This is a genomic window from Deinococcus radiopugnans ATCC 19172 (assembly GCF_006335125.1).
Lineage (GTDB): Bacteria > Deinococcota > Deinococci > Deinococcales > Deinococcaceae > Deinococcus > Deinococcus radiopugnans.
Map to the genome: position 1 here is coordinate 1 of NZ_VDMO01000010.1, position 21,699 is coordinate 21,699.

Genomic DNA, 21,699 nt, shown 5'->3' on the forward strand with positions numbered 1-21,699 from the left:
ACGCTCGACGGCGCAGGTACTGGCTTCAAAGAGGCTCCAGAAATCTTCAGCGGAATGCTGGAGGGGTTGGGTAAAAGCAGACTGTTTGATCCTTTTACTGTAAACGATTTATTCGGAGTCCGTATTAGCCGTCGAGGAAAGGCCCTCTCCCAGGTGGAGGGGGCTTCTTTGATGCCTACAGCCCGCCGCGTGGGTTCACGTCCACCCGCACCCGCGCCTTCCAAGTCCGGGTATCCAGCACCTTGAGCAACTCGGCCAGCCGGGCGTCGTTGCGGGCGCGCAGGAATAGGTGGTACGGGTAGACGCCGCGCAGGCGGGCCACCGGACTGGGCGCGGGACCGAGGACTTCCTGGGCAGTGGCTCCCGCGCCATGCAGCGCTTCAGCCAGTTCTGCTGCCGCTGCCTGGGCGCGCTTGGCCTCGCGGGCGGTGACCTCCACCTGGGCCAGCCGGGCATGCGGCGGGTAGCCCAGCGCCTTGCGGGCGCGTTCCTCGGCTGCCGGGTAGGCCAGGGTGTCGCGGCCCTCGGCCAGCACCTTCAGGGCCGGGTGATCGGCCTGAAAGGTCTGCACCACCAGCAGCGGCGCGCGGGCCGGGTGCCACTCGGCCAGTTGCCGCAGCAGCCGGTGATAGCGCTCGGAGGCGCGGAAGTCCGAGACGTTCAGCCAGGTGTCGGCCAGCGTGACCGCCACCAGCGCCAGATCCGGCGGCGCGTCGTGCGAGAGCAGCAGCTGCGTGCCCACCACCACCCCCGGCTCCCCGGCGTGCAGCGGGGCCAGGGAATCCTGCTGATCCTTGTCCATGCGGTACACCGGCATGCCCGGCAACAACCGGCCCACCTCCTGCGCGATCCATTCGGTGCCGGGGCCGCGCGCCTTCCACATCTGCTCGCCGCAGTTGTCGCAGCGGTCCGGCATGGATTCGTGGTAGCCGCACTGGTGGCAGGTCATCTGGCGGGTGGCCTGATGGAATCTCAGCGGCACGTCGCAATTGCGGCACTGCGGGGTGTGTTCGCAGCTGGGGCAACGCAGCAGCGCCGAATACCCGCGCCGGGGGGCCAGCAGCACGGCCTGACGTCCGCGTTCCTGCACCTGCCGCAGCAGCCGGGCCAGATCATGACTGATGGGGTAGCCCATGTCCCCGATGCCCAGGTGGGCGCCGCTCAGGGGGCCGAGGGTGGGCTGCTCGGGGGGCGTGGCGTAATCCACGACATGCACGCGCGTGCGCGGAGGAGGCAACACGGCCCCCGGCCACGGCACGCTCTCGGCGGCGGGCGTGGCTCCCAGGGCGGCCAGCGGGATGTCGTGGGCAGCAGCCACCCGCGCGGCGAGGTCCGGCACGAAGGCCCGCGAACCGGACAAGAGCTTGTGGGCGTCGCTGCCCTCCTCCAGCACCACAATCAGGGCGGGGTCTTGCAGCGGCGCGGCGAGGGCGTGGGCGCTGCCGATGACCAGCCGGGCCGCACCCTTGCGAATCAGCTCCCAGGTGTGGGCGCGTTGATTTTCATTGAGTTGCCCGCTGAGTTGCACGGCGCGGGTTCCCGCGTGGGCCGCCAGGCCCGACAGCCCCTCCCAGGCGCGGCGCAGCGTGGCGTGATCGGGGGCCAGGACCAGCACGCCCCGGCCCTGACCCAGCAGCCGCAGCACACGCGGCGCGAGGGTGCGGAAGCGCGACGCGGCCCGCCCGCCGTGCAGGCGCCATAGCGGGGCCTCGGGCAGGCGGTCTGGCATGTCGTCGTTCATGGCCGCAGGCACGGCCTCCGGCAGCGCGGGCGGCGGCGCAAGCACCTGCACGGTGTCGGCCCAGCCGCGCGCCAGCAGCGTTCCGGCGGCGGTGGGCGACAGCGGCACGCCGTCCGCACTTGCGCCGTTGGCCCAGCCGCTCAGGGTGTCCTGCGGCCCGGCCTCGCTCAGCCATGCCCAGGCACGCGGCGGTGGGGCTGCCGACTGGACGTACTGCGCGCCGCCCGCGTTCAAAACACCGGTCACGACGCTGGCGCTGACGCCCGCCGCTTTGGCCCAGCCGCTTAGCGTGTCGTGCGGCCCATATTCACTCAGCCAGGCGTGGGCGTGCGTTTGCCTGGGCGTCAGGGGCGCGGGGGCCGGAATCACGGCATGCAAGGCCACCACGGCGCGGACGGCAGCAGGGACGTCAGCCAGCGCGCGGGCGCGAATGACGGTCTTGGTGCGGGGACACAGCTCGAAGCGTTCTTCCAAAAGCCCCTGTTCGCGCACGGCGTCCAGCAGGGCGGGGTGGAACGCGGCCGCGTCCGTCCACAGCGTCGTCGGGGCCTTGCGGGCAAAGGCGCTCAGGTCCGCCCCCTCCACGGCGCGAACGGTATGGAGGTAATCCGCCGTCCAGCCCACGCCCAGCAGGTCGCCCCAGATCAGCCCGGCGGGAATGCGGGCGTCGTGCGCCCAGGCACACACGCCGGCCACCGTCTGCGGCAACACCCAGGGGCACGCTGGGGTGTCGAGCACCTGCACCGCCTCGCGCAGGCGGTAAGACCCGCGCGGCTCAGTCTCGCCCACCACCAGCCCCACCACCAGTTCGCCACGCCAGGGAATCAGCACCCGGCAGCCGGTAGGAACACGGCCCGTCCAGCCGTGCGGAGCGCTGAAATCCTGCGCTGGCACGGGGAGATTGACCACTACCAGCCAGGGTTGCGGGGCAGGAGCGGCGGCGACAGTCACATCCCGCAGGCTAGCGCGGCGCGGGGTCAGGCAAGGGTGAGCGGGGGGGCTGACGGCCTGCGCCCCCTGTGGCGTTCTCAGCAACTCTGGGGGAGACAGTGGCGTAATGGAGGCATGAAACTCCCTCGCACCCGCGCCGTCAAGGGCAAACGCGCGTCCGCCGACACCCTGAGCAGACTCCTGGTCTACGCGCCGATGGCCCTGCAGGTGATCGGCCTGATTCGCCGCAGTCAGAAAGTCAGGCGGGGCAAGTACGTCAAGGCGCGCAAACGGGACCGCGCCCTCGACTTTCTGCTGGGTCAGGCCGAACGGAAGATGGGGAGTGCCGGGCGCCGCCGCCGCTGAACCCCGGCCCCGGTCACCAGACTCCTTTTCTCGTCTGGCGGGCGCGGCATACTGGCCCGCATGACCGCACCCGCCGAACTGCTCGCCGATCTCGCCCAGGGCCTGGGGGCAGACGCGGTGGGCTGGGCGGCGGCGCAGGTGCCTGCCAGCGCGGTGGACGAGTACGCCCGCTGGCTGGACGCCGGGCGGCACGCGGGCATGAGCTACCTGGAACGGCAGCTGCCGGTGCGGGCCGATCCGTCCTCGCGGCTGGAGGGGGTGGGCAGCGTGCTGGTGCTGGGCGTGTCGCACGCCTTCGAGGAACCGCCTGCGCCCGCCGGCGGCGTCCGGGTGGGGCGCGTCGCCCGCTACGCCTGGACACCTGACTACCACGATCAATTGCAACCCCTCCTGACCCGCCTGGAAGCCGAGGCCGCCGCGCTGGGCGTCCGGGCGCGTGGCTACGTGGATCACGGCCCGGTGATGGAACGCCTGTTTGCCTCGGGCGCGTTTCTGGGCTGGCGGGGCAAGTCGGGGATGCTGGTCAGCACGCGGCTGGGCGCGTTCGTCACGCTGGCGGTGCTGCTGACCGATCTGCCCTTCGAGGGCACAGGAGAGGCGCACCCTGACCGCTGCGGCCGGTGCTTCCGGTGCGTGGCCGCCTGCCCGACGAACGCGATTGGGAGTGACCGCGCCATCGATGCCCGGCGCTGCATCTCGTACCTGACCATCGAGCACCGTGGCCCCATCCCAGCCGAATTCCGGGCCGATATGGGCGAGTGGCTGTTCGGCTGCGACGTGTGCAGCGAGGTCTGCCCGTGGTCACAGAAGGCCGGGCCGCTGGCGCGGTTGCTCAGACCACAGCACGAGCTGGCCCATCCCGATCTGAGTACCTTTTTCGGTATCGGCGAGCGGGAGTTCAACCGCCGCTTTGCGGGCACGGCCTTCCTGCGCCCGCGTCGCAAGGGCATGGCCCGCAACGCGCTGAACGTGCTGGGCAACACCCGCGCGCCCCAGGGCTGGCCGCTGCTGCTGGCGGGCGCGGCAGACCCCGCCCCCGAGGTGCGCGAGGCCGCGGCCTGGGCGCTGGCGCAGTGGGGCGAGGCTGACCGGGTGCGCGCCCTGCTGGCTGACCCCGACGAACAGGTGCGCGGCAGCGCCGCCCGTCTGCTGGCCGCCCCCACAGTTGTCTAGCCCGCTTCCGGCACCCTCAAGAATCTTGGGGCAAATGTCAGACACCTGACGCCCGCCTTGCCTACAGTAGAGGCGTGCGCGCCGCTTTCCTGCTGTCTCTGCTCGGTCTCCTGTCCCTGAATTCGGGGCTGGCCCAGTCCACCTCGCCTGCTCCCTCCTCCGCGCCCGCCGCGCCCACCACCCCACCCGTGCTGACCCCCACCGTCGTCAACCGTTACCCGCATGACCGCGCCGCCTTCACCGAGGGCTTGCAGTACCTGGGCGACGGCACCTACATCGAAAGCACCGGCCTGGTGGGCGAGTCCGGCGTGCGGCGGGTGGAACTCAAGACCGGCAAGGTGCTGGGCAGGATTGCCACACCGCTGCCCACCGCGTTCGGGGAGGGCGTGACCGTGCTGGGCGGCCTGGCCTACCACCTGACGTGGCAGGACGGGCTGGCCTTCGCCTTCGACATGACCACCATGAAGGAGGTGGGGCGCTACCGCTACAGCGGCGAGGGCTGGGGCCTGACCACCAACGGGCGTGACCTGATCATGAGCAACGGCACGCCCACGCTGGTATGGCGCGATCCCAAGACCTTTGCCGCCAAGCGCAGCGTGACCGTGACCGACGGCGGCCAACCAGTCAAGAACCTCAACGAGCTGGAATACGTGGGGGGCAGCGTCTACGCCAACATCTGGCTGACGGATCGGATTGCCCGTATCGATCCGCAAACCGGGAAGGTCACCGCCTGGATCGACGTGTCGGCCCTGACCCGCGAGGCCAGCGCGGGTGCCGCCAAACTGGGCAAGCCGCTGACCTTCGACGACATCCCCAACGGCATCGCCTACGTCCCCGAACGTGGCACGCTGCTGCTGACCGGCAAGCGCTGGGGCACGGTCTTTGAGGTCAAGGTGCCGGGGCTGGGAGTCACCAACGGACGCGGCCAGCCCCGACGCTAAGGCTCTAAGTACACCGCGTTTGTCTTGTAGACAAACCGAGCAGAGCGAGTGGCGAAAAAGTACCTTGAACCGGGAGTGGAGAGCTTCCGGCGTTTTCCCGGAAGCTCGCAATATTAGGTTCAAGGCACTTAACTTTTTGGGACGGGGAGACGGGATCGCACCGCCTCCCAGATTCTTTGCTCAAGCTCAGCCTCGTCCAGGGTGGCGTCCAGCACCAGGAAGCGCTCTGGGTCTGCATCGGCCAACTCCAGAAAACCCTGCCTGAGCCGCTGATGGAAGGCCAGATCGGCACGTTCCAGCCGGTCTGGCTGGCCGCGCCGCGCCGCCCGTTCCAGGCCCAATTGTGGATCGAGATCGAGCAGCACCGTCAGGTGGGGCCACAGCCCGCCCGTCGCCGCCGCCGTGATGTCGCGCAGCAGTTCGGCATCCAGGCCGCGCCCGAATCCCTGATAAGCCAGACTGGAATCGGCGTAGCGGTCACAGACCACCACCTCTCCCCGGCCCAGCGCAGGCCGGATGACGTTGGCGACGAGTTGGGCGCGGCTGGCGCTGTACAGCAGGAACTCGGGCAGCGGATCGATGGTCAGTTCGGGGTCTAGAAGCACTTCCCGAACCCGCGAACCCAGCGGAGTGCCGCCCGGTTCGCGGGTCACGGTGTGGGACAGATTCAGCCCGTCCAGCCGCCGGATCAGATGCGCGATCTGGGTGCTTTTGCCCGCGCCTTCCGGGCCTTCAAAGGAGACGAACAGGCCGGTATCGGGCCGAGACGATGAAAACACCGATTACAGGCCCGTCGGGTGGTGCAGGAATTGCCAGGGCAGGCCAAACTCCTCCTCGATCTTGGCGGCCAGGGCGCGGACACCGAAGACCTCGGTTTCGTAGTGCCCGGCGAAGACCACGTTCACGCCATTTTCAAAGGAGTCGTAGAAGTGCTTGTGCTCCGGCTCGCCAGTCAGGAGGGTGTCCAGGCCCATCGCCGCCGCCTCGGCCACCGCGCCCGCGCCGCCGCCGCTGACGATGCCCAGCCTCTTGACGGTGGGCTGGCCGCCGCCGTGAACCAGGCAGATCTCGCCGGTCAGCTTCTGCACGCGGTCTGCGAAGTCCTGCAAGGTCTGCTCCAGGGGCAATTCACCGGCCAGACCGATCTTGTGGCCTGCCCAGTCCCCGAAGGGCACGCGGTTCTCCAGCGACAGCGCATTGGCGATCATGGCGTTGTTGCCGATTTCGGGGTGGGCGTCCAGCGGAATATGAGCGGCGTAGAGGTTGAGGTCTGCGGCCAGCGCCGTTTGCAGGCGGGTGCGGTGCGGCCCGGTCACCGCCAGCGGATCGCCCCAGAACAGGCCGTGATGCACCAGCAGAATGTCCGCCCCGCTGTCCGCCGCGTGCTGCAGGGTCTTGACGCTGGTGTCCACGCTGGCGGCGACACGAGCAATCCGCCCGGTGCCCTCAATCTGAAGGCCGTTCATGCTGGGATCGGGGTAGGCGTCGATCTTGAGGTAATCGTTCAGCCAGCGCACGAGGTCTTCGCGGCTGACCTCGGGGGACTTGCGGGTAGAGGAATCGGTCATGGGAGGCATTGTAGGGGGCGGGGGCGGGGGCCAATGCCTCCGAACCCACTGGAAATGAGCGGGCCAGCCCACCCCGCGCCGGAGGAAGGCTGGCCCGCTGCTGCCAGAGCTACCCGGCCTGTGTCAGTTCGCGGCCCAGCCACGCCGCCGCCGTGTCCATCAGGGCTGCCGCCGCCGGGGACACGCCGGTCATGTTGGCGAAGCCGTGGATCATGCCTGGGCCGGGCTGGTGTTCGGCGCGGTTGCCCGCCGCCCGCAAAGCCTCGGCATAGGCGACGCCCTCGTCGCGCAGCGGATCGAACTCCGCCGTCAACACCAATGCGGGCGGAAGATTTTTAAGATTGGCGGCGTGCAGAGGGGAGACGTGCGGGTGTGCACCGTGTTCAGCTTCCGCGAGGTACATCTGGCCGAAGAACTTCATGCGCTCCTCAGTCAGGAAATAGCCCTCGGCATTCTCCCGGCGCGAGGGGTAGCGCTCAGTGTTCACGAAGTCGGCGGCCGGGTAGATCAGCAGTTGGGCGGCGATGGCCGGGCCATGCTCGTCGCGGGCGCGCTGGGTCACAGCGATGCACAGGCTCGCGCCCGCGCTGTCGCCCGCCAGCCCCAGCCGGGCCGGATTGACGCCCAGTTCGGCGGCATGGGCGGCGGCCCAGGTGAAAGCGGCGTAGGCATCGTCCACCGGGGCCGGGAACTTGTTCTCCGGGGCCAGACGGTATTCCACGCTCAGCACCGCGCTTTCCGCACCCGCGCACAGCTCGCGGCACACCTGATCGTGCGTCTCGATGTTGTAGGCCACGAAGCCGCCGCCGTGGAAGAACACAGTCAGCGGCCAGCCCTGCGCCGGGGCCGTGCCTTCCGGCGTGTACAACCGGGCGGGCAGCGCCGAGGCGGGGCCGGGAATGCTCAGATCACGGGCGGAAACGCCGGTGATCGTCCTTTTGGGCGTGCGGGCCGAGGTGGCGATGACGGCCTGCCGCATCTCCTCCAGACCATTGGGTTGAGGCGCGGCGGCGAATTGGAGCAGGACTTCTTTGAGGGCGGGATCAAGGGGCATGGTGGAACCTCCTAAATATCTTCAGCCGATTTAGGTAAGACTGCATCGATACAATTTTTTAAATCATGCTGTAATTTTTCTAGCTTGATTGATAAATGCGATCTTTCATCTTCAGAGCAATACTCGTTTGCGATAAATTTAGCGCTTAAGATGCAATAATTACATGAATGATATAATATACGAGACAAAGATTCAATAGAGAAACAGGACAAATCAGGATTTGGAGATATTTCCGCATTTTCGCCATTTTCTCTAATATTTAGAATCTGCTGAAACATTGAGTTGCCATGCTTAAAGGCACAAAGGTAAGAATAATTATTCCATTCAACATCAGAAGCGAATTTTCTCTCTATATCCTCGGGAAATAGGGTCTTCATCACTTCGTTAAATCTATTGTAATGGGTTGATTCAGTATGCTTGATATCCCGATGATTAAACCACCTTTCCGCGTTATGTGGATTAAGGATCAGAAACCTTATCTCATAGGATAACTCCCATATAGATGCTGCTACTGTCCCAGCGGCTGAGGGATAACCTCGCAAGGCGCACAGATGCACGCAACGAAGATCCTGCATTAATCTAGAAAATATGAGTGTAGAAGCTACGAAGGCGTTACCGTCAGGATTTTCATTCGGCAATATCCTAAGCACGTCACTCATGAAATTATAAGTCCTAGCTACGAGATCTTCAAAGATATCAAAATTGTGGTGACGTAAGAATCTTACAGCAGCCACTTCCTGCTCATGAATATCCACTTTTTACAACACCTCGAACAATCCTGCCGCGCCCATACCGCCGCCCACACACATGGTCACCACCACATGCTTTGCGCCCCGGCGCTTGCCTTCCAGCAGAATATGGCCGGTCAGGCGTGCGCCGCTCATGCCGTAGGGATGGCCGATGGAGATGGCCCCGCCGTTGACGTTGTACTTCTCGGGATCAATGCCCAGCTTGTCGCGGCAGTACACCGTCTGCACCGCAAACGCCTCGTTCAGCTCCCACAAATCGATGTCGTCCACGGTCATCCCGTGGCGCTTCAGGAGCTTGGGCACGGCGTAGATCGGGCCGATGCCCATCTCGTCGGGTTCGCAACCGGCCACCGCGAAGCCCTTGAACAGCCCCAGCGGCTCCAGCCCGCGCTCTCGGGCCACATCCGCGTCCATGACCACCACCGCCGCCGCGCCGTCCGACAGTTGCGAGGCGTTCCCTGCCGTGATCACGCCGCCCTCAAAGACGGGCTTGAGCTTCTGCAAGCCCTCCAGCGTGGTGTCGGGGCGGTTGCCCTCGTCCAGCTTGCGGGTCACCGTCTGCTCGGAAATCTCGCCCGTCGCCTTGTCCTGCACCTTCATGGTGGCGGTCATGGGAACGATCTCGTGGTCAAACTTGCCCGCCTCCTGCGCCGCCGCCGTGCGCTGCTGGCTTTTCAGGGCGTACTCGTCCTGCGCCTCGCGCGAGATGCCGTAGCGTTTGGACACGATTTCCGCCGTTTCCAGCATGGACATATAAATCGCGGGCTTGTGTTCCATCAGCCACTCGCCGCGCAAACGGTACTTGTTGGCGTGTTCGTTCTGGGTCAGGCTGATGCTTTCCAGGCCGCCCGCCACGAAGATCTCGCCCTGTCCGGCCATCACATGATTGGCCGCCAGCGCGATGGTGTTCAGGCCGCTGGAGCAGAAGCGGTTGACGGTCACGCCGGACACGCTGACCGGGAAGCCGGCGCGCAGGGCGATCTGGCGGGCGATGTTGCTGCCGGTGGCGCCCTCGGGGTTGCCCGCGCCCATGATCACGTCCTCGATCTCGGCGGGGTCAATTCCGGCCCGCTGAACGGCGTGCATGACCGCGTGCGCGCCCAGATCGGAGCCGTGCGTGTCGTTGAGGAAACCCCGGTAAGCCTTGCCGATGGGGGTGCGGGCGGTGGAAACGATGACTGCTTCGGGCATAAAAATTCTCCTTACTCTGCGTCTGCGTCTTCAAAGAAGGCGACGATGGCTTCGCGGATAGTCGGATGAAAACGGAAGTCGCTCCAATTGGCAACCATGTTCTCCTGAAAATACTTTTCCTGATCGTGCCAGCCGCTTTGATCAAAATTCTTGTGCCAGCCGTCAATTTGAACTATGGCGTACTCGTGTGTTTCAAGGTCTTGCACCATTCGGTAGCGGTAAACCTGCTCCTCGCCTTGTCTCTCGTAAACGTCTAAACCTCGTAATAGACGCTTAGCACTGCCGGAAGATTCTGGAGTCGTCAAGACGCCTTCGCCGCAAACTTGACCTGAACTTCAGCATCCAACGCCGCCGCCACGCGCCGCAGCACGTCCAGCGAGTGGCCCCAGTAAAACGGGTTGACGAGGCGATTGACCGCCGAGCGGCTGCTGCCGATGCGCCGGGCGAGTTCGGCTTGAGAGACTTGAGCATTATTCAGGGCGTGTTCAATCTCTAGACTGACCGGGTTCATGGGGGCGGGATTTAGAAAGACGATTTCTTCGGAGCCGTCCAGATCGGCACGCAAATCAGTGTCTAAATCTTCAAGACTTTTAATCTGTGCGACATGATGCGGCTGATCTTCCAAAGCCACCGCGATGCTTTCGCCCGCCAATTTGAGCACTTCCGCGTGGCCGGGCGCAGTGACGATGCAATGCAATTCGGGAACGAGGGCGTTCCAATTGCGCTCACCGCTGCTGACAATGGTCAGATACATTCACGCCTCCTCGTCCTGAATCGCGTCGCGCACGGCCTTTTCCTGATACCGCTTCACGTCGTCTCCTGCGCTGCCGCTGATGATGACTACTGCACCGCCACGCACATACTTTCGGTGGCTGCCGCGCACGCTCTGAAGTTCAAAGCCCGCCCGCTCCAGATCGCGGATGAGTTCGCGGACTTTACGCGGCATAGATCATACCAGAAATGTTATCAGATTTGAGAACAAGCCTCAGCCCTGTCCCTTCGCCTTATCCCAACCCCCAAACGTCCCCCCCTCATCCGCCAATTTTTGAAGCAGGGGCGCGGGCGTCTGGCCGTACTGTTTCAAGTCGGCCACCACGTTCTGTAGACCCTGCTCGTCGGCGTACTGCATGGGGCCACCCCGGTAAGCGGGGAAGCCGTAGCCATAGATGTAAATGACGTCAATGTCCCCGGCGCGCTGCGCGATGCCCTCTTCCAGAATCTTCGCGCCCTCGTTGACCAGACTGTAGGTCAGGCGTTTGGTGGCCTCGTCCTGAGTGATCTCGCGCGGGGTGATGCCCTTCTCGGCGCGGTAATCGGCGATCAGCTGGGTCATCTCGGCGTTGGGCTTCGGCTTGCGGTCTTCGCCGTAGTCGTAGATGCCCGCCGCCGTCTTCTGGCCCTTGCGCCCGCGCTCCACGATGCGGTCCAGCCAGCCGTCGGGCTTCGGTTCGCCGCGCTCTTTCGCCTGATGCTGGCGGATGGCGTAACCGATGTCCAGACCTGCCATATCGCTCATCTGGAACGGCCCCATCGGCAGGCCGAGGGCGTTCATGGCGGCGTCCACGTCCTGCACGTTCGCGCCCTCCTCTACCATCTTGCGGGCCTCGTCGCCGTAACGGTGAACCATGCGGTTGCCCACGAAGCCGTCGCAGACGCCCACCACCACGCCCACCTTCTTGATCTTCTTCGCCAGCGCCATGCTGGTTGCCAGCACGCTGTCGCTGGTCTTGTCGGCCCGCACGATTTCCAGCAGCTTCATCACGTTGGCCGGGCTGAAGAAGTGCAGGCCGATCACCTGCTCGGGCCGCGAGGTAACGCTGGCGATCTCGTTCACGTCCAGCGTGGAGGTGTTGCTGGCGAGGATCGCGCCCTGTTTGGCAATGCCATCCAGCTTCTTGAAGATGTCCTTCTTCACGTCCATGTTCTCGAAGACCGCCTCGATGATGATGTCGGCGTCTTTGAGGTCAGCCATGTCGAGGGTGGGCGTCAGCATGGACATGCGCTTTTCCACGTCGTCCATGCTGATGCGGCCCTTTTTGGCGGTGTTCTCGTAGTTCTTGCGGATGACCCCCAGGCCACGATCCAGGGCCTCCTGCTGGGTTTCCACGATGGTCACGGGAATTCCAGCGTTCAGGAAGTTCATGGCAATGCCGCCGCCCATCGTCCCCGCGCCGATGATGCCCGCCGATTTGATCTCGGTGGTGGGGGTCTCCTTGGTGATGCCGGGAATCTTGCCCGCCTCGCGCTCGGCGAAGAAGATGTGGCGCAGGCCGCGCGACTGCGGGCTGTTCATGGCCTCCAGGAACTTGCCCGCCTCGGCGTCCCAGCCTTCCTGGAAGGGCTTGGTGGCCGCCATTTCCGCCAGATCGATGATCAGCGAGGGCGACAGTTGGCCCCGGTGCGTCTTCTTGATGCCTTCGCGGGCGGCGGCGAAGACTTCGGGCGTGCCACCTTCCACGTCCCTCTCGCTGATGCGCGGCAACGGGCGGGCGTCGGCGTGGCTGCGGGCAAAGGCGACGGCCCCGGCGAGCAAGTCGCCGTCCACGATCTCGTCGATCAGGCCGAGTTTCTGCGCCTCGGTGGCCTTGATCGGATTGCCCGACAGCATCATCTCCAGCGCCTTCTGTGCGCCCACCACGCGGGGCAGGCGTTGCGTGCCGCCCGCGCCCGGCAGGACGCCCAGCTTGACCTCGGGCAGGCCCACCTGCGCGTCCTTGACCGCCACGCGGTAATTGCAGCCCATCGCCAATTCCAGCCCGCCGCCCAGCGCCGTGCCGTGAATGGCGGCGACGGTGGGCTTGGAAAAGCCGTCCAGCTTCTCGATGGTGCCGCGAAGATCGGGGGCTTCCTCGCGCGGGCGGCCAAAGGTCTTGATGTCGGCCCCCGCGACGAAGGTGCGCCCGCCGCCGATGAGGACCACGGCCTTGACGCCGTCGTCGGCGGCAGCGGCGTCCAGCCCGGCCTTCAGGCCCTCCGGCACGCCGGGGGAAAAGGCGTTCACGGGCGGGTTGTTGATGGTGAGAATCAGAACCTCGCCGTCACGGGACTGTGACACTAGATCGGGGTGAACCATTTCTTGCGCGTTGGTCATGGTGGAACCTCCTTGAGTTTTGCGTGGTACTGAGGCGTCCATGCTTCCATGTCGCCCGCCTGCGGTCAAATACGTCAGCGTTCATAGTAGACGTGCGCGTACATTTTTGGAAACACTCGGCTATGCTGGCCTTCATGAGCGAACTGATGAAGGCCATTGTCGTCGAACGCCTCGGCCCCCCGGACGTGATGGAAATCAAAGACATCCCCGTGCCAGTGGCGGGCGAGGGCGAGATCCGCATCGAGGTGGAGGCGGTGGGCATCAACTTCGCCGACGTGCTGGCGGTGGCCGGGCAGTACCTGACCCGCACGCGCGTGCCGTACACCCCCGGCATGGAATTCGCCGGCATCGTGGAATCGCTGGGCGAGGGCGTGGACAACGTGAAAGTGGGCCAGCGGGTGGCCTGCCTGGGCGGCAGCGGTTCGCTGGCAAAGTACGCGGTGGTCAAGGCGGGGGCCGTGATTCCCGTGCCAGAGAACTTCACGGGGGCGCAGGCCGCCGCCTTTCCGGTGTCGTACTTCACGGCCTACCACGGCCTCAAGACCCTGGGGCGCGGACAGGAAGGCGAGTGGGTGCTGGTGCAGGCCGCAGCGGGCGCACTGGGCACCGCCAGCGTGCAGCTCGCCAAGGCGCTGGGCATGCGGGTCATTGCGATGGCGAGCACCGAGGAAAAATTGCAGCTCGCGCGTGACCTCGGCGCAGATGTGACCCTCTTGCAGGACGATCCAGACCGCGTGCAGAAGGTGCGCGACGCGGCGGGCGGACAGGGCGTGCCGCTGATCCTGGAAGTGGTGGGCGGCAAGCGTTTTCAGGAAAGCCTGGACATGGCGGCGGGGCAGGGCCGGATCATCGTGATCGGCAACGCCAGCCGCGAGGACGCGAAGTTGCGCCCGGTGGAACTGATGAAACGCAACCTGACCGTGACGGGGCTGTGGCTGACCAGCCTGATGTCAGACCGCAAGGCAACGATGGCCGCCACCCAGGCGCTGACTCCCCTGGTGGCCAGCGGCAAGGTCACGCCGCAAGTCGGCCCCACCTACGCCCTGGCCGACAGCGCCCGCGCCTTTCAGGACATTCTGGACCGCAAGACGACGGGGAAAGTGGTCATCGAACCCGGACGGTAACCATCCCACCGCTCCAGTCGCGCCCCTGCTCCCTGCGGAGTGGGGCTTTTTGTTTGGATGTCTCCGTCGAGACCCGCCGCCTCAAGGCACGTCAGGGTATCTCGCGCCAGATCAACGTCTTGACAGCGTCTGGGTTTACAACGTCTGGGCCGCCTGGACCCACCACTCCGGATGGGCGGCGGCAATGGCCCGTGCGGCGTCGTAAGCCTGCCCATCATTGGCGGCCAGCGCGAAGCAGGTGCTGCCCGAACCGCTCATCAGGGGGGAGCGTAGACCCGCCGCCCCCAGCGCGGCCAGAGCTTCGCGGATGGGGGCGTGGCGGGCACTGACACAGTCCTGCAGGGCGTTGTGGTAGGGCACGGCCCGCTCGCCACCCAGTGCGGCCAGGATCGCGCCCACGTCCAGGGCCGGGGTAAAGGCTTCCTCGTCGTCCAGCCACGCGTAGGCGTCGCGGGCGCTGACCTCCACGCCCGGATTGACCAGCACCAGCGCAGTGCGCGGCACCGGCACCGGCACCAGCAGTTCGCCCACGCCCTCGGCGGCGGCGGCCTGGCCCAGCAGAAAGAAGGGCACGTCCGCGCCCAGGCTCAGCGCCAGTTCGGGCAGCGACACCTGCGACGGGTACAGCCGCGCCAGGGCCATCAGGGTGGTGGCCGCGTCGCTGCTGCCGCCGCCCAGCCCGGAGGCCAGCGGCAGACGCTTGTGCAGGGTGATGAACGCACCCTCCCCCACCCCCGCCGCGTCCAGGTAGGCGCGGGCGGCGCGGTACACCAGATTGCGTTCATCGGCAGGCAGGTCTGAACCGCTGACCTCCAGGGTCAGGGTGGCTGCCGGGCCAATCTCCAGCTCATCCCCCACCGAAAGCAGCACCATCAGCGTGTGCAGTTCGTGGTAGCCATCCGCCCGCAGGTCACGCACGCTCAGGCCGAGATTGACCTTGGCCGGGGCCAGATAGGTCTTGCGGGACAGGGTGGGGGTGCGGAGGCTCACGCCCCCCAGCATTCCACAACACGCGCGGAAACGAACCGGGGCGGTTCCGTGTGTCTCGAAGGCTTCATACCGGGCCGCCGCCCCCGCTCATCTGCGCGTCCCACACCGGAGCCAGCGCCTGGGCCAGCGCCAGGTCGCCGGGGGTGGTCACCTTGAACAGCCGGGTGTCGCCGCGCACCAGCCGCACTGCGCCGCCCTGCCGCGCGATCAGGCCCGCGTCGTCGGTGGCGACGTGTCCGTCGGCGGCCGCCTGCGCGTGCGCCCGCAGCAGCCGTTCGCGGCGGAAGCCCTGCGGCGTCTGCACCGACCACAGCCCCTCGCGGGAGACGGCCGCTCCCCACATCTCGCCTGCGTCTGCCCCCACCAGCGTGTCGGCGACGGGCAGGGCCACCGTCGCCGCCCCCGTTTCCGCCACGGCCTCCAGCAGCGTGAGGACGATGTCGGCACTCAGGAAAGGCCGCGCCGCGTCGTGAACCAGCACGGTATCGGCCACCGTCGCGCGCAGCAGGCGGCGCACGCTGTCCTGGCGGGTCTGGCCGCCGACAATCGCGCGGGCCTTGATCCCCAGGGGAAGCTCCAAGCCGTCCGGCAGGGCCACCAGCACCTCGTCCACGTGCGGGGCCAGGGCGGCGACGCTGCGGGCCAGCAGGGACAGGCCGCCCACCGTCACGAACGCCTTGTGGCCCAGGCCCAGGCGGGTGCCGCTGCCGGCGGCGGGAATCAGCGCCGCCGTGGTGCCGGACAGCAGGCAGGCGCCGCTCATCCTCTCCTCCCGCTCAAGACCCGTCCTCTCGCCAGCGTTTGAAGCCGGGAGCGTCCAGCCCGAACTGATCCAGCACGCGGACAGTCACGAAGTGCAGCAGTTCCTCCACGTCCCTGGGCGCGTGGTAGAAACCTGGGCTGGCGGTCATGACGGTGGCCCCCGCGTCGTGGGCGGCCAGCATGTTCTGCAGCGTGGGCCGGGGCAACGGGTCCTCGCGCAGCACCAGCACCAGCGGGCGGCGCTCCTTGAGGGTCACGTGCGCGGCCCGCGACAGCAGGTTGTCGGCAAAGCCGTGCGCGATCTTGGCCAGGGTGCCCGCGCTGCACGGGACCACCAGCATGCCGTCGGTGCGGTACGAGCCGCTGGCGACGCTGGCCGCCAGATCGCGGTCCTCGTGAACCTGGGCGGCGTACTGCGTCAGGTCGGCCAGTTGCGGCCCGCCCTCGGCGCTCATCACGCGCTTGGCGCCGCTGCTGACCACCAGATGGGTCTCTACCCCCAGGCCATGCAGCGCCCGCAGCACCGCCTGCGCGTAGGGAATGCCGCTGCCGCCGGACACGCCCACGACCAGCCTCAAGCGCTGGACCTCAGTGCGCCGCACAAGCTGCAGCGCCTCAACTCACTTGCCTCATGGCGGCAGGGTAGCAGGAGCCGCGCGAGGTCGGCCTCGGCTGCCCCGGCGGCCACATGGGCGCCGCCGGCCAGACCTCACCTGATCACGGCTGGAAGGTCAGTCTTTAGGCAGGCGGGGCGCGGCCCAGGTGGGGTTCCTGTCAGAACGGTTCCGGTACGTTCGGCCCAGTTCATCCCCTGACCGGCCCAGGACCGGGGGCCGCAAAGCCAGCCCACCACCTCAGTCCGGTGCCCCATTCAACCCGGTGCACCATTCAACCCGGTGCACCATTCAACATCGAGACTTCAACACCGCCACCACGCACAACCCCCGCCATGCGAGGTTTCCTATGCGCGTCACTTGTTCAGGAGTGCTGGCCCTGTCCCTCATCATGACGGCCTGTGGGCAGAGCGTTTCGCCGCGTTCCACCCTCCCACCCGCCGTTCCAGCACCGGCAGCCTCGCCCATCGTTGGCGTGCCTGGACAGCTCCCAGCAACCACGGAAGGCCGCGCCGGCACCATCCGGTTGCCCCCGGCGGGCCGCGTGAGTTGGGACTGGCAGATCGGTGCGGCCACCGACAGCGCCGTTCAGGTGACCCCCGACGTCCAGCTGATCGATCTCGACGGCTTCACCGTGACGGCAGGCCGGGTGGCACAGTTGAAGGCTCAGGGCCTGTACACCGTGTGTTACATCGATGCGGGCAGTTACGAGCCGGGCCGTCCGGACTCGGCGCGCTACCCCGACGCCCTGAAGATTCAGCAAGATCCTGACTGGCCGGACGAGTATTTTCTGGACATCACCGACGTTTTTAAACCCGACTCGGTGCTGGCCGCGATCCTGATCGACCGCATGAAAATGTGCCGTGATAAAGGCTTCGATGCGCTGGAACCGGACAACCTGCAAAACGACGAAAACGTGCGGGGCGGGCGCATCACCACCCAGCAGCAGCTCGACTTCAACGGCTGGATCGCCGACGAGGCGCACGCGCTGGGGCTGGCGGTGTTTCAGAAGAACGGGCCGGACAAGATCCTGCTCATGGACCGCACCGGCAAGATGATGGTGGACAAGTTCGACGGCATCCTGAACGAGGAATGCCAGCAGTTCGGCGAATGCTCGGCACTGGCCGAGTACGTTACGCGCGGCAAGCTCGCCCTGAACGTGGAATACCGCCGCAACAGCACGCTGGACTGCACCCTGATGGCCCGGCTGGGCGTCAACGCCCTCAAGAAGGACCTGAACCTGGCCGGGGCCACCATGAGCGGGTACCGGCGCGAGACCTGCCACTGAGCGGACGTGGGGTGAGGCCCGCTAGACTCGGGCCATGAACCTTGCTGACGCCTGCGACGCCCTGGCCGCCGCCCGCCGAGTGGCCGTCCTGACCGGCGCGGGCGTCAGCGCCGAGAGCGGCATTCCCACCTTCAGAGACGCGCAGCAGGGGCTGTGGGCGCGGTTCCGGCCCGAGGACCTCGCCAGCCCGGACGCCTATTTCCGCGATCCGGCGCTGGTCTGGGAGTGGTACGCGGGGCGCTACCGCGACGTGATGGCCGCGACGCCCAACGCGGGTCATGACCTGCTGACGCGGCTGGAACGCGAGAAGGAGGACGGCTTCTTTCTGGCCACCCAGAACGTGGACGGACTGCATGCCCGCGCCGGCAGCGGGACAGCGGGCGGGCGGCTGGTGGAGCTGCACGGCAACCTGACCACCGCCCGCTGCGAGGTCTGCGGGCAGGTGGACGCCCTGCCCGCCCCACAGGACTTCACGCCGCCGCCCGTCTGTGCCGTGTGTGGGGGACGGATGCGGCCCAACATCGTGTGGTTCGGCGAATTCCTGCCCGAAGCGGCGCTGGAGGCCGCCGCCGACGCCTTCGCCGCCGCTGACGTGGCTTTGATCATCGGCACCAGCGGCGTGGTGTACCCGGCGGCGGGGCTGGCCTTCGAGACCCTGCGGCGCGGCGGCACGGTGATCGAGATCAATCCTGACCAGACCGAGTTGACGCCCCGCCTGAGCTTCAGCCTGCGCGAGACGGCTTCAGCCGGACTGGCGGCGCTGATGGACGCGGGCTGACGGCCTACCAGGCCGAATCGCGCAGCACTTCCTCGTTGAAACTACCAACGGCGGGCATGGGCAGATTGGTGGAATTGGCCGCCCGGATCACGCGGATGGCGCGCACGTTCGGCCCGGCCTCCATGGCCGCCGTGATGTCGTTGTCGGAATCCCCGTAGTGCAGATCGATGTTCAGGGCCTTCAGGAACGGCGTCTTGTCGTACTGGGTGTCGTGCGGGATGCCGCCGGAGAAGTTGACGAAGTGCATGTTCTTGCTGCCGAACGTCTTGACCAGCAGGGGCGTCAGCAGTTCCATCTGGCGCGGAGCGGTGCGCCCGGTGATAAAAAAGATCTGGTCATTGCGGTCCTGATGCATCTTGATCAGGGCGCGGGCGCTGTCCTTGGGAATCGAGAAGCGGTCGCAGCCGTTGACGGCGTCCCAGAAGAGCTGCTTTTTCAGGTAGTCGTTGCTGCCCGGCGAGAAGGTCTGCTGGCCCCACCAGAAACACCCGCTGGTCGACAGCACGGTGTCGTCGATGTCGAAGCTGACGTTGATGGGCCGGTCCGGCAGGCTGGCCCGGATCTCGTCCACGGTCACCCAGCGGATGCTGTCCGGCGTCTGCAGGCTGCGGCCACTGATATTCAGGGCCTTGTTGGTCGGATTGGGGGCCAGCGTGGGTGCAGGAGCCGTCTGCGCTCCAGCGAAGGTCAGGGCGAGCAAAGCCAGGGCCGACAGTGAGCGTTTCATGTCGGCAGTGTACGCCTCCATACGATCAATGACTCTTTTCAGGGGGGCTGCCGGGCCTCTCCAATTCCCCTGGTTCCCTCTCCCCTGTCCTCCTGTGCTCCGTCCTTGGGACAGCCCCCCTGTGAGAGCCATGAAAGACCGGCTCCACGATCCTTGACGCATGTTTCCAGCCCGACAGCCCGTTGACCACTCTCCCGCTCTGACCTCAGACGGCGACGTGCGCACCGTGGTGGCCCAGTCCGTGCTGGACCTGACCCATCAGGTGTTTTCCGCGTCCACACTGGTGCAGGGCGTGACCCCCACGCTGGAGTATCTCGTCGCCCGCACCGCCGCCGTGGGCGCGGCCTATATCCAGGTGACCGGCGCGCAGGACCAGGGCTACCGGGTGCGCGCCACCTGGGGTCAGGTGCCCCGGACCCCCAGCGTGCAGGACATCGTTTTCCAGGGGCTGCCGCTGCGGACGCCCATGATGCGGGCGCTGGAGGTCAGCCCCGGCCCGCTGTTCTTCGACGACACCACCACGCCCTGCGAAACCCTGGGCTTCCGGGACGTGGGCATCGCCAGTCTGGCCGCCGCGCCGGTGCGCGCCCAGGACGACGAACTGCTGGGCGCTTTTCTGATGTACACCTCCACCCCGCACGTCTGGACCAAGGAGGAGGCCGCCGTGTTCAGTCTGGTCGCCGGCACCATCGCGGGCCTCGCCGGGCGCCTGGCCGCCGACGAGCAGGCCAGCGCCGCCCGCGAGGCCGCCCTGCGCGCCATGGGCCTGGCCCTGGAAGTCCGCGACGGCGAGACCAAGGGCCACACCGACCGCGTGACCGCCCTGGCCCTGCGCCTGGCCCGCGCGCTGTGCTGGTCCCCGTCCCAGACGCGGGCGCTGCGCTGGGGGGCGTACCTGCACGACATCGGCAAGATCGCCATTCCCGACGCGGTGCTGCTCAAGCGCGGCCCCCTGGACGGTGCGGAGTGGCAGGTGATGCGCTCACACGCCGGCGAGGGGGTGCGCTTCGCCAAGGCCCTGGGCTTTCTGCCGCAGACGGCGCTGGACGTGGTCACGGACCACCACGAGCGCTGGGATGGGCAGGGTTATCCGGCGGGCAAGGCGGGCCAGGCCATCAGCCTGGCCGGGCGGCTGTTCGCGCTGTGCGACGTGTACGACGCGCTGACCAGCGAGCGGCCGTACAAGGTGGCCTGGACCTCGCAGGCGGCGCTGGCCGAGATCGAGGCGCAGGCGGGCCGTCACTTCGACCCCGAGCTCACCCGGCTGTTCCTGCAGGTGATGGGCCAGGACCAGTCCGCCGCCCACTGAGTGTCCCTTGAGCTGACCTTCAGACGGCGCGGTGCGGGACAGCCGTCAGTTCGCTGTGAGAGCGATCAGAGCACAGTGTTCAGCGCACAGTAGACTGCGCCCGACCCGGCCTGCTTCCGGTCTGACCGTCCACCCAATCCTGGAGTTCCCCCCATGCCGAGGCCCGAGACAACCCCACTTGTTCGCTATCGCCAGCTGGTGCAGGTGCTGGCCTCTTTGGCCCGCAGCAGCCACGAGGTGGAGGCGGTGGTGCAGGCGGTCCATCAGCAGGTGGGGACGCTGTTCCACGCGCAGATCACCCTGCTGGCCCTGCGGCAACCCGGCGGCGACTGGCGGTGGGAGCTGTACGAAGAAAACCAGCGCTCCACCCAGTCCATTCCGTTCTATCCCGACGGCATCATCGAGGGCGTGCTGCGCGGCCGTCCCCTGTCCATCCCCGACATCGGCGACTACCTGGAGGTGTTTCCGGGACGGTTTCGCCGGATGGTCCGGGAAGGCGTGCTGCTCGACGTGCAGGTCAGGGACGAGCCGAAAAATCAGCGCGCCCAGTCGATGCTGTACGTGCCGCTGGAAGTGCGGGGCGAGCGGGCGGGCGTGCTGTCGATCCAGAGTTACGAGCCGGGCGCCTTCGACGACACCGATCTGGAATTTCTGGAACTGCTGGCCCAGCACGTCTCGATTGCGCTGGAGAACGCTGCGCTGCGCGAGGAGCTTGAGCGCCTGACCCGCACCGACGCGCTGACGGGCCTGCCCAACCGCCGGGCCTTTTACCACGACGTGCCCCTGTGTCGGGAGAAGGCCCGCCGGCAAGGCCGGGAACTGGGGCTGGTGATGCTCGACGTCCACGAATTCAAGCAGGTTAACGACGACTTCGGCCACAAGACCGGCGACGCGGTGCTGGCCACGGTGGGCCAGATCCTGGCGCAGGAGTGCCCCTCGCCGGATGCCGCCTTCCGCCTGAGCGGGGACGAGTTCGCCCTGCTGGTCTGGGAGCCGCGCACACGCCTGGAACCGCTGGCCACCCGCCTGACCCACGCCCTGCGCGCCGCCGACTGGCCGCCTGGTCCCGGCCCGATCTGCCTGCAAGGGGGCGTGGCGATGCCGCCGCCGGACGGGGACCTGGACGAGTGGCTGTCGCAGGCCGACGCGCGGATGTACACCGCCAAGCGGCGGCGCATCGTGGGCAATCAGGTGGACTGGGGCCTAGATTTCGGGGACGCTGCTCACGCCCGGACCTGAACGGGTCGCCACAACGCCTGGACACACTGGACGGGAGATCGGCGGACCGGGAGGTGGCGTCCAC

Annotated in this window: 22 protein-coding genes; 8 read left to right on the forward strand and 14 right to left on the reverse strand. The window is 66.8% G+C overall.

What is annotated here, in order from left to right:
• Nucleotides 1-175: 175 nt before the first annotated feature.
• Nucleotides 176-2,692, reverse strand: a complete 2,517-nt coding sequence (gene priA / locus FHR04_RS10315; RefSeq protein ID WP_170213918.1) for a replication restart helicase PriA — start codon at nt 2,690-2,692, stop codon at nt 176-178.
• Between the two features lie 114 nt (nt 2,693-2,806).
• On the opposite strand from priA, the gene FHR04_RS10320 reads away from it, so the two are divergent.
• From FHR04_RS10320 to FHR04_RS10330, 3 genes are all read left to right on the forward strand, one after another.
• The gene (locus FHR04_RS10320) at nt 2,807-3,037 is read left to right on the forward strand and encodes a hypothetical protein (protein WP_039684157.1); all 231 of its coding nucleotides are present in this window, start codon (nt 2,807-2,809) and stop codon (nt 3,035-3,037) included.
• A gap of 60 nt (nt 3,038-3,097) precedes the next feature.
• Nucleotides 3,098-4,210 (forward strand): tRNA epoxyqueuosine(34) reductase QueG, encoded by a 1,113-nt coding sequence (gene queG / locus FHR04_RS10325; protein ID WP_139403046.1) that lies wholly within the window; start codon nt 3,098-3,100, stop codon nt 4,208-4,210.
• A gap of 74 nt (nt 4,211-4,284) precedes the next feature.
• Entirely contained in the window at nt 4,285-5,151 is an 867-nt protein-coding gene (locus tag FHR04_RS10330) for a glutaminyl-peptide cyclotransferase (RefSeq protein ID WP_249039073.1), read from the forward strand.
• Between the two features lie 128 nt (nt 5,152-5,279).
• Here the strand turns inward: FHR04_RS10330 and tmk are convergent, their stop codons facing one another.
• The 9 genes from tmk to FHR04_RS10375 form a co-directional block, all read right to left on the reverse strand.
• On the reverse strand, nt 5,280-5,930 hold the full coding sequence (tmk, locus tag FHR04_RS10335) for a dTMP kinase (RefSeq protein WP_139403049.1): 651 nt from the start codon (nt 5,928-5,930) through the stop codon (nt 5,280-5,282).
• A 3-nt stretch (nt 5,931-5,933) separates the two neighbouring features.
• Nucleotides 5,934-6,728, reverse strand: coding sequence for a Nif3-like dinuclear metal center hexameric protein (locus FHR04_RS10340; protein ID WP_139403052.1), 795 nt, complete (start codon nt 6,726-6,728; stop codon nt 5,934-5,936).
• Nucleotides 6,729-6,828: 100 nt separating this feature from the next.
• Complete coding sequence (locus FHR04_RS10345) at nt 6,829-7,773, reverse strand: alpha/beta hydrolase (RefSeq protein WP_139403056.1); 945 nt, start codon at nt 7,771-7,773, stop codon at nt 6,829-6,831.
• 11 nt (nt 7,774-7,784) lie between these two features.
• Nucleotides 7,785-8,432 carry a hypothetical protein gene (locus FHR04_RS10350; RefSeq protein ID WP_139403057.1) on the reverse strand — a complete coding sequence of 216 codons (648 nt, stop codon included), beginning with the start codon at nt 8,430-8,432 and terminating at the stop codon, nt 7,785-7,787.
• A gap of 99 nt (nt 8,433-8,531) precedes the next feature.
• On the reverse strand, nt 8,532-9,713 hold the full coding sequence (locus tag FHR04_RS10355) for an acetyl-CoA C-acyltransferase (RefSeq protein WP_139403060.1): 1,182 nt from the start codon (nt 9,711-9,713) through the stop codon (nt 8,532-8,534).
• A gap of 11 nt (nt 9,714-9,724) precedes the next feature.
• Nucleotides 9,725-10,018: a hypothetical protein gene (locus tag FHR04_RS10360; protein WP_139403064.1), complete on the reverse strand. Its 294-nt coding sequence runs from the start codon at nt 10,016-10,018 to the stop codon at nt 9,725-9,727.
• Nucleotides 10,015-10,467 (reverse strand): helix-turn-helix domain-containing protein, encoded by a 453-nt coding sequence (locus FHR04_RS10365; RefSeq protein WP_139403067.1) that lies wholly within the window; start codon nt 10,465-10,467, stop codon nt 10,015-10,017. The genes FHR04_RS10360 and FHR04_RS10365 overlap by 4 nt, the downstream gene beginning before the upstream one ends.
• Nucleotides 10,468-10,659, reverse strand: coding sequence for a type II toxin-antitoxin system HicA family toxin (locus FHR04_RS10370; protein ID WP_139403070.1), 192 nt, complete (start codon nt 10,657-10,659; stop codon nt 10,468-10,470). It abuts the gene before it with no gap.
• Nucleotides 10,660-10,698: 39 nt separating this feature from the next.
• Nucleotides 10,699-12,804 (reverse strand): 3-hydroxyacyl-CoA dehydrogenase NAD-binding domain-containing protein, encoded by a 2,106-nt coding sequence (locus tag FHR04_RS10375; RefSeq protein ID WP_139403073.1) that lies wholly within the window; start codon nt 12,802-12,804, stop codon nt 10,699-10,701.
• 134 nt (nt 12,805-12,938) lie between these two features.
• On the opposite strand from FHR04_RS10375, the gene FHR04_RS10380 reads away from it, so the two are divergent.
• A complete protein-coding gene (locus tag FHR04_RS10380) occupies nt 12,939-13,928 on the forward strand; it encodes an NADPH:quinone oxidoreductase family protein (RefSeq protein ID WP_139403075.1) in 990 nt (329 codons plus the stop codon).
• Nucleotides 13,929-14,063: 135 nt separating this feature from the next.
• Here FHR04_RS10380 and FHR04_RS10385 read toward each other — a convergent pair whose 3' ends face one another.
• From FHR04_RS10385 to FHR04_RS10395, 3 genes are all read right to left on the reverse strand, one after another.
• On the reverse strand, nt 14,064-14,918 hold the full coding sequence (locus tag FHR04_RS10385) for a 4-(cytidine 5'-diphospho)-2-C-methyl-D-erythritol kinase (protein WP_249039074.1): 855 nt from the start codon (nt 14,916-14,918) through the stop codon (nt 14,064-14,066).
• 64 nt (nt 14,919-14,982) lie between these two features.
• Entirely contained in the window at nt 14,983-15,681 is a 699-nt protein-coding gene (gene ispD, locus FHR04_RS10390; protein WP_139403080.1) for a 2-C-methyl-D-erythritol 4-phosphate cytidylyltransferase, read from the reverse strand.
• 13 nt (nt 15,682-15,694) lie between these two features.
• Nucleotides 15,695-16,258: a UbiX family flavin prenyltransferase gene (locus FHR04_RS10395; protein ID WP_170213919.1), complete on the reverse strand. Its 564-nt coding sequence runs from the start codon at nt 16,256-16,258 to the stop codon at nt 15,695-15,697.
• A 511-nt stretch (nt 16,259-16,769) separates the two neighbouring features.
• On the opposite strand from FHR04_RS10395, the gene FHR04_RS10400 reads away from it, so the two are divergent.
• Nucleotides 16,770-17,582 (forward strand): endo alpha-1,4 polygalactosaminidase, encoded by an 813-nt coding sequence (locus FHR04_RS10400; protein WP_249039075.1) that lies wholly within the window; start codon nt 16,770-16,772, stop codon nt 17,580-17,582.
• Nucleotides 17,583-17,616: 34 nt separating this feature from the next.
• Entirely contained in the window at nt 17,617-18,360 is a 744-nt protein-coding gene (locus FHR04_RS10405; protein ID WP_139403088.1) for an SIR2 family NAD-dependent protein deacylase, read from the forward strand.
• 4 nt (nt 18,361-18,364) lie between these two features.
• On the opposite strand, the gene aphA is transcribed toward FHR04_RS10405, so the two are convergent.
• The gene (gene aphA / locus FHR04_RS10410; RefSeq protein ID WP_139403090.1) at nt 18,365-19,087 is read right to left on the reverse strand and encodes an acid phosphatase AphA; all 723 of its coding nucleotides are present in this window, start codon (nt 19,085-19,087) and stop codon (nt 18,365-18,367) included.
• A gap of 160 nt (nt 19,088-19,247) precedes the next feature.
• Between aphA and FHR04_RS10415 the strand changes: the two genes are divergently transcribed.
• A complete protein-coding gene (locus FHR04_RS10415) occupies nt 19,248-20,396 on the forward strand; it encodes an HD-GYP domain-containing protein (RefSeq protein WP_170213920.1) in 1,149 nt (382 codons plus the stop codon).
• A gap of 153 nt (nt 20,397-20,549) precedes the next feature.
• Entirely contained in the window at nt 20,550-21,635 is a 1,086-nt protein-coding gene (locus tag FHR04_RS10420) for a GGDEF domain-containing protein (RefSeq protein ID WP_139403093.1), read from the forward strand.
• Nucleotides 21,636-21,699: the final 64 nt, after the last annotated feature.

Coding starts and splice junctions, on each gene's coding strand:
- FHR04_RS10320 (WP_039684157.1), top strand. CDS start 2,807: ATGAAACTCCCTCGCACCCGCGCCGTCAAGGGCAAACGCGCGTCCGCC.
- queG (WP_139403046.1), top strand. CDS start 3,098: ATGACCGCACCCGCCGAACTGCTCGCCGATCTCGCCCAGGGCCTGGGG.
- FHR04_RS10340 (WP_139403052.1), bottom strand. CDS start 6,728: ATGCCTCCCATGACCGATTCCTCTACCCGCAAGTCCCCCGAGGTCAGC.
- FHR04_RS10345 (WP_139403056.1), bottom strand. CDS start 7,773: ATGCCCCTTGATCCCGCCCTCAAAGAAGTCCTGCTCCAATTCGCCGCC.
- FHR04_RS10350 (WP_139403057.1), bottom strand. CDS start 8,432: ATGAGTGACGTGCTTAGGATATTGCCGAATGAAAATCCTGACGGTAAC.
- FHR04_RS10355 (WP_139403060.1), bottom strand. CDS start 9,713: ATGCCCGAAGCAGTCATCGTTTCCACCGCCCGCACCCCCATCGGCAAG.
- FHR04_RS10365 (WP_139403067.1), bottom strand. CDS start 10,467: ATGTATCTGACCATTGTCAGCAGCGGTGAGCGCAATTGGAACGCCCTC.
- FHR04_RS10370 (WP_139403070.1), bottom strand. CDS start 10,659: ATGCCGCGTAAAGTCCGCGAACTCATCCGCGATCTGGAGCGGGCGGGC.
- FHR04_RS10375 (WP_139403073.1), bottom strand. CDS start 12,804: ATGACCAACGCGCAAGAAATGGTTCACCCCGATCTAGTGTCACAGTCC.
- FHR04_RS10380 (WP_139403075.1), top strand. CDS start 12,939: ATGAGCGAACTGATGAAGGCCATTGTCGTCGAACGCCTCGGCCCCCCG.
- ispD (WP_139403080.1), bottom strand. CDS start 15,681: ATGAGCGGCGCCTGCCTGCTGTCCGGCACCACGGCGGCGCTGATTCCC.
- FHR04_RS10405 (WP_139403088.1), top strand. CDS start 17,617: ATGAACCTTGCTGACGCCTGCGACGCCCTGGCCGCCGCCCGCCGAGTG.
- aphA (WP_139403090.1), bottom strand. CDS start 19,087: ATGAAACGCTCACTGTCGGCCCTGGCTTTGCTCGCCCTGACCTTCGCT.
- FHR04_RS10415 (WP_170213920.1), top strand. CDS start 19,248: ATGTTTCCAGCCCGACAGCCCGTTGACCACTCTCCCGCTCTGACCTCA.
- FHR04_RS10420 (WP_139403093.1), top strand. CDS start 20,550: ATGCCGAGGCCCGAGACAACCCCACTTGTTCGCTATCGCCAGCTGGTG.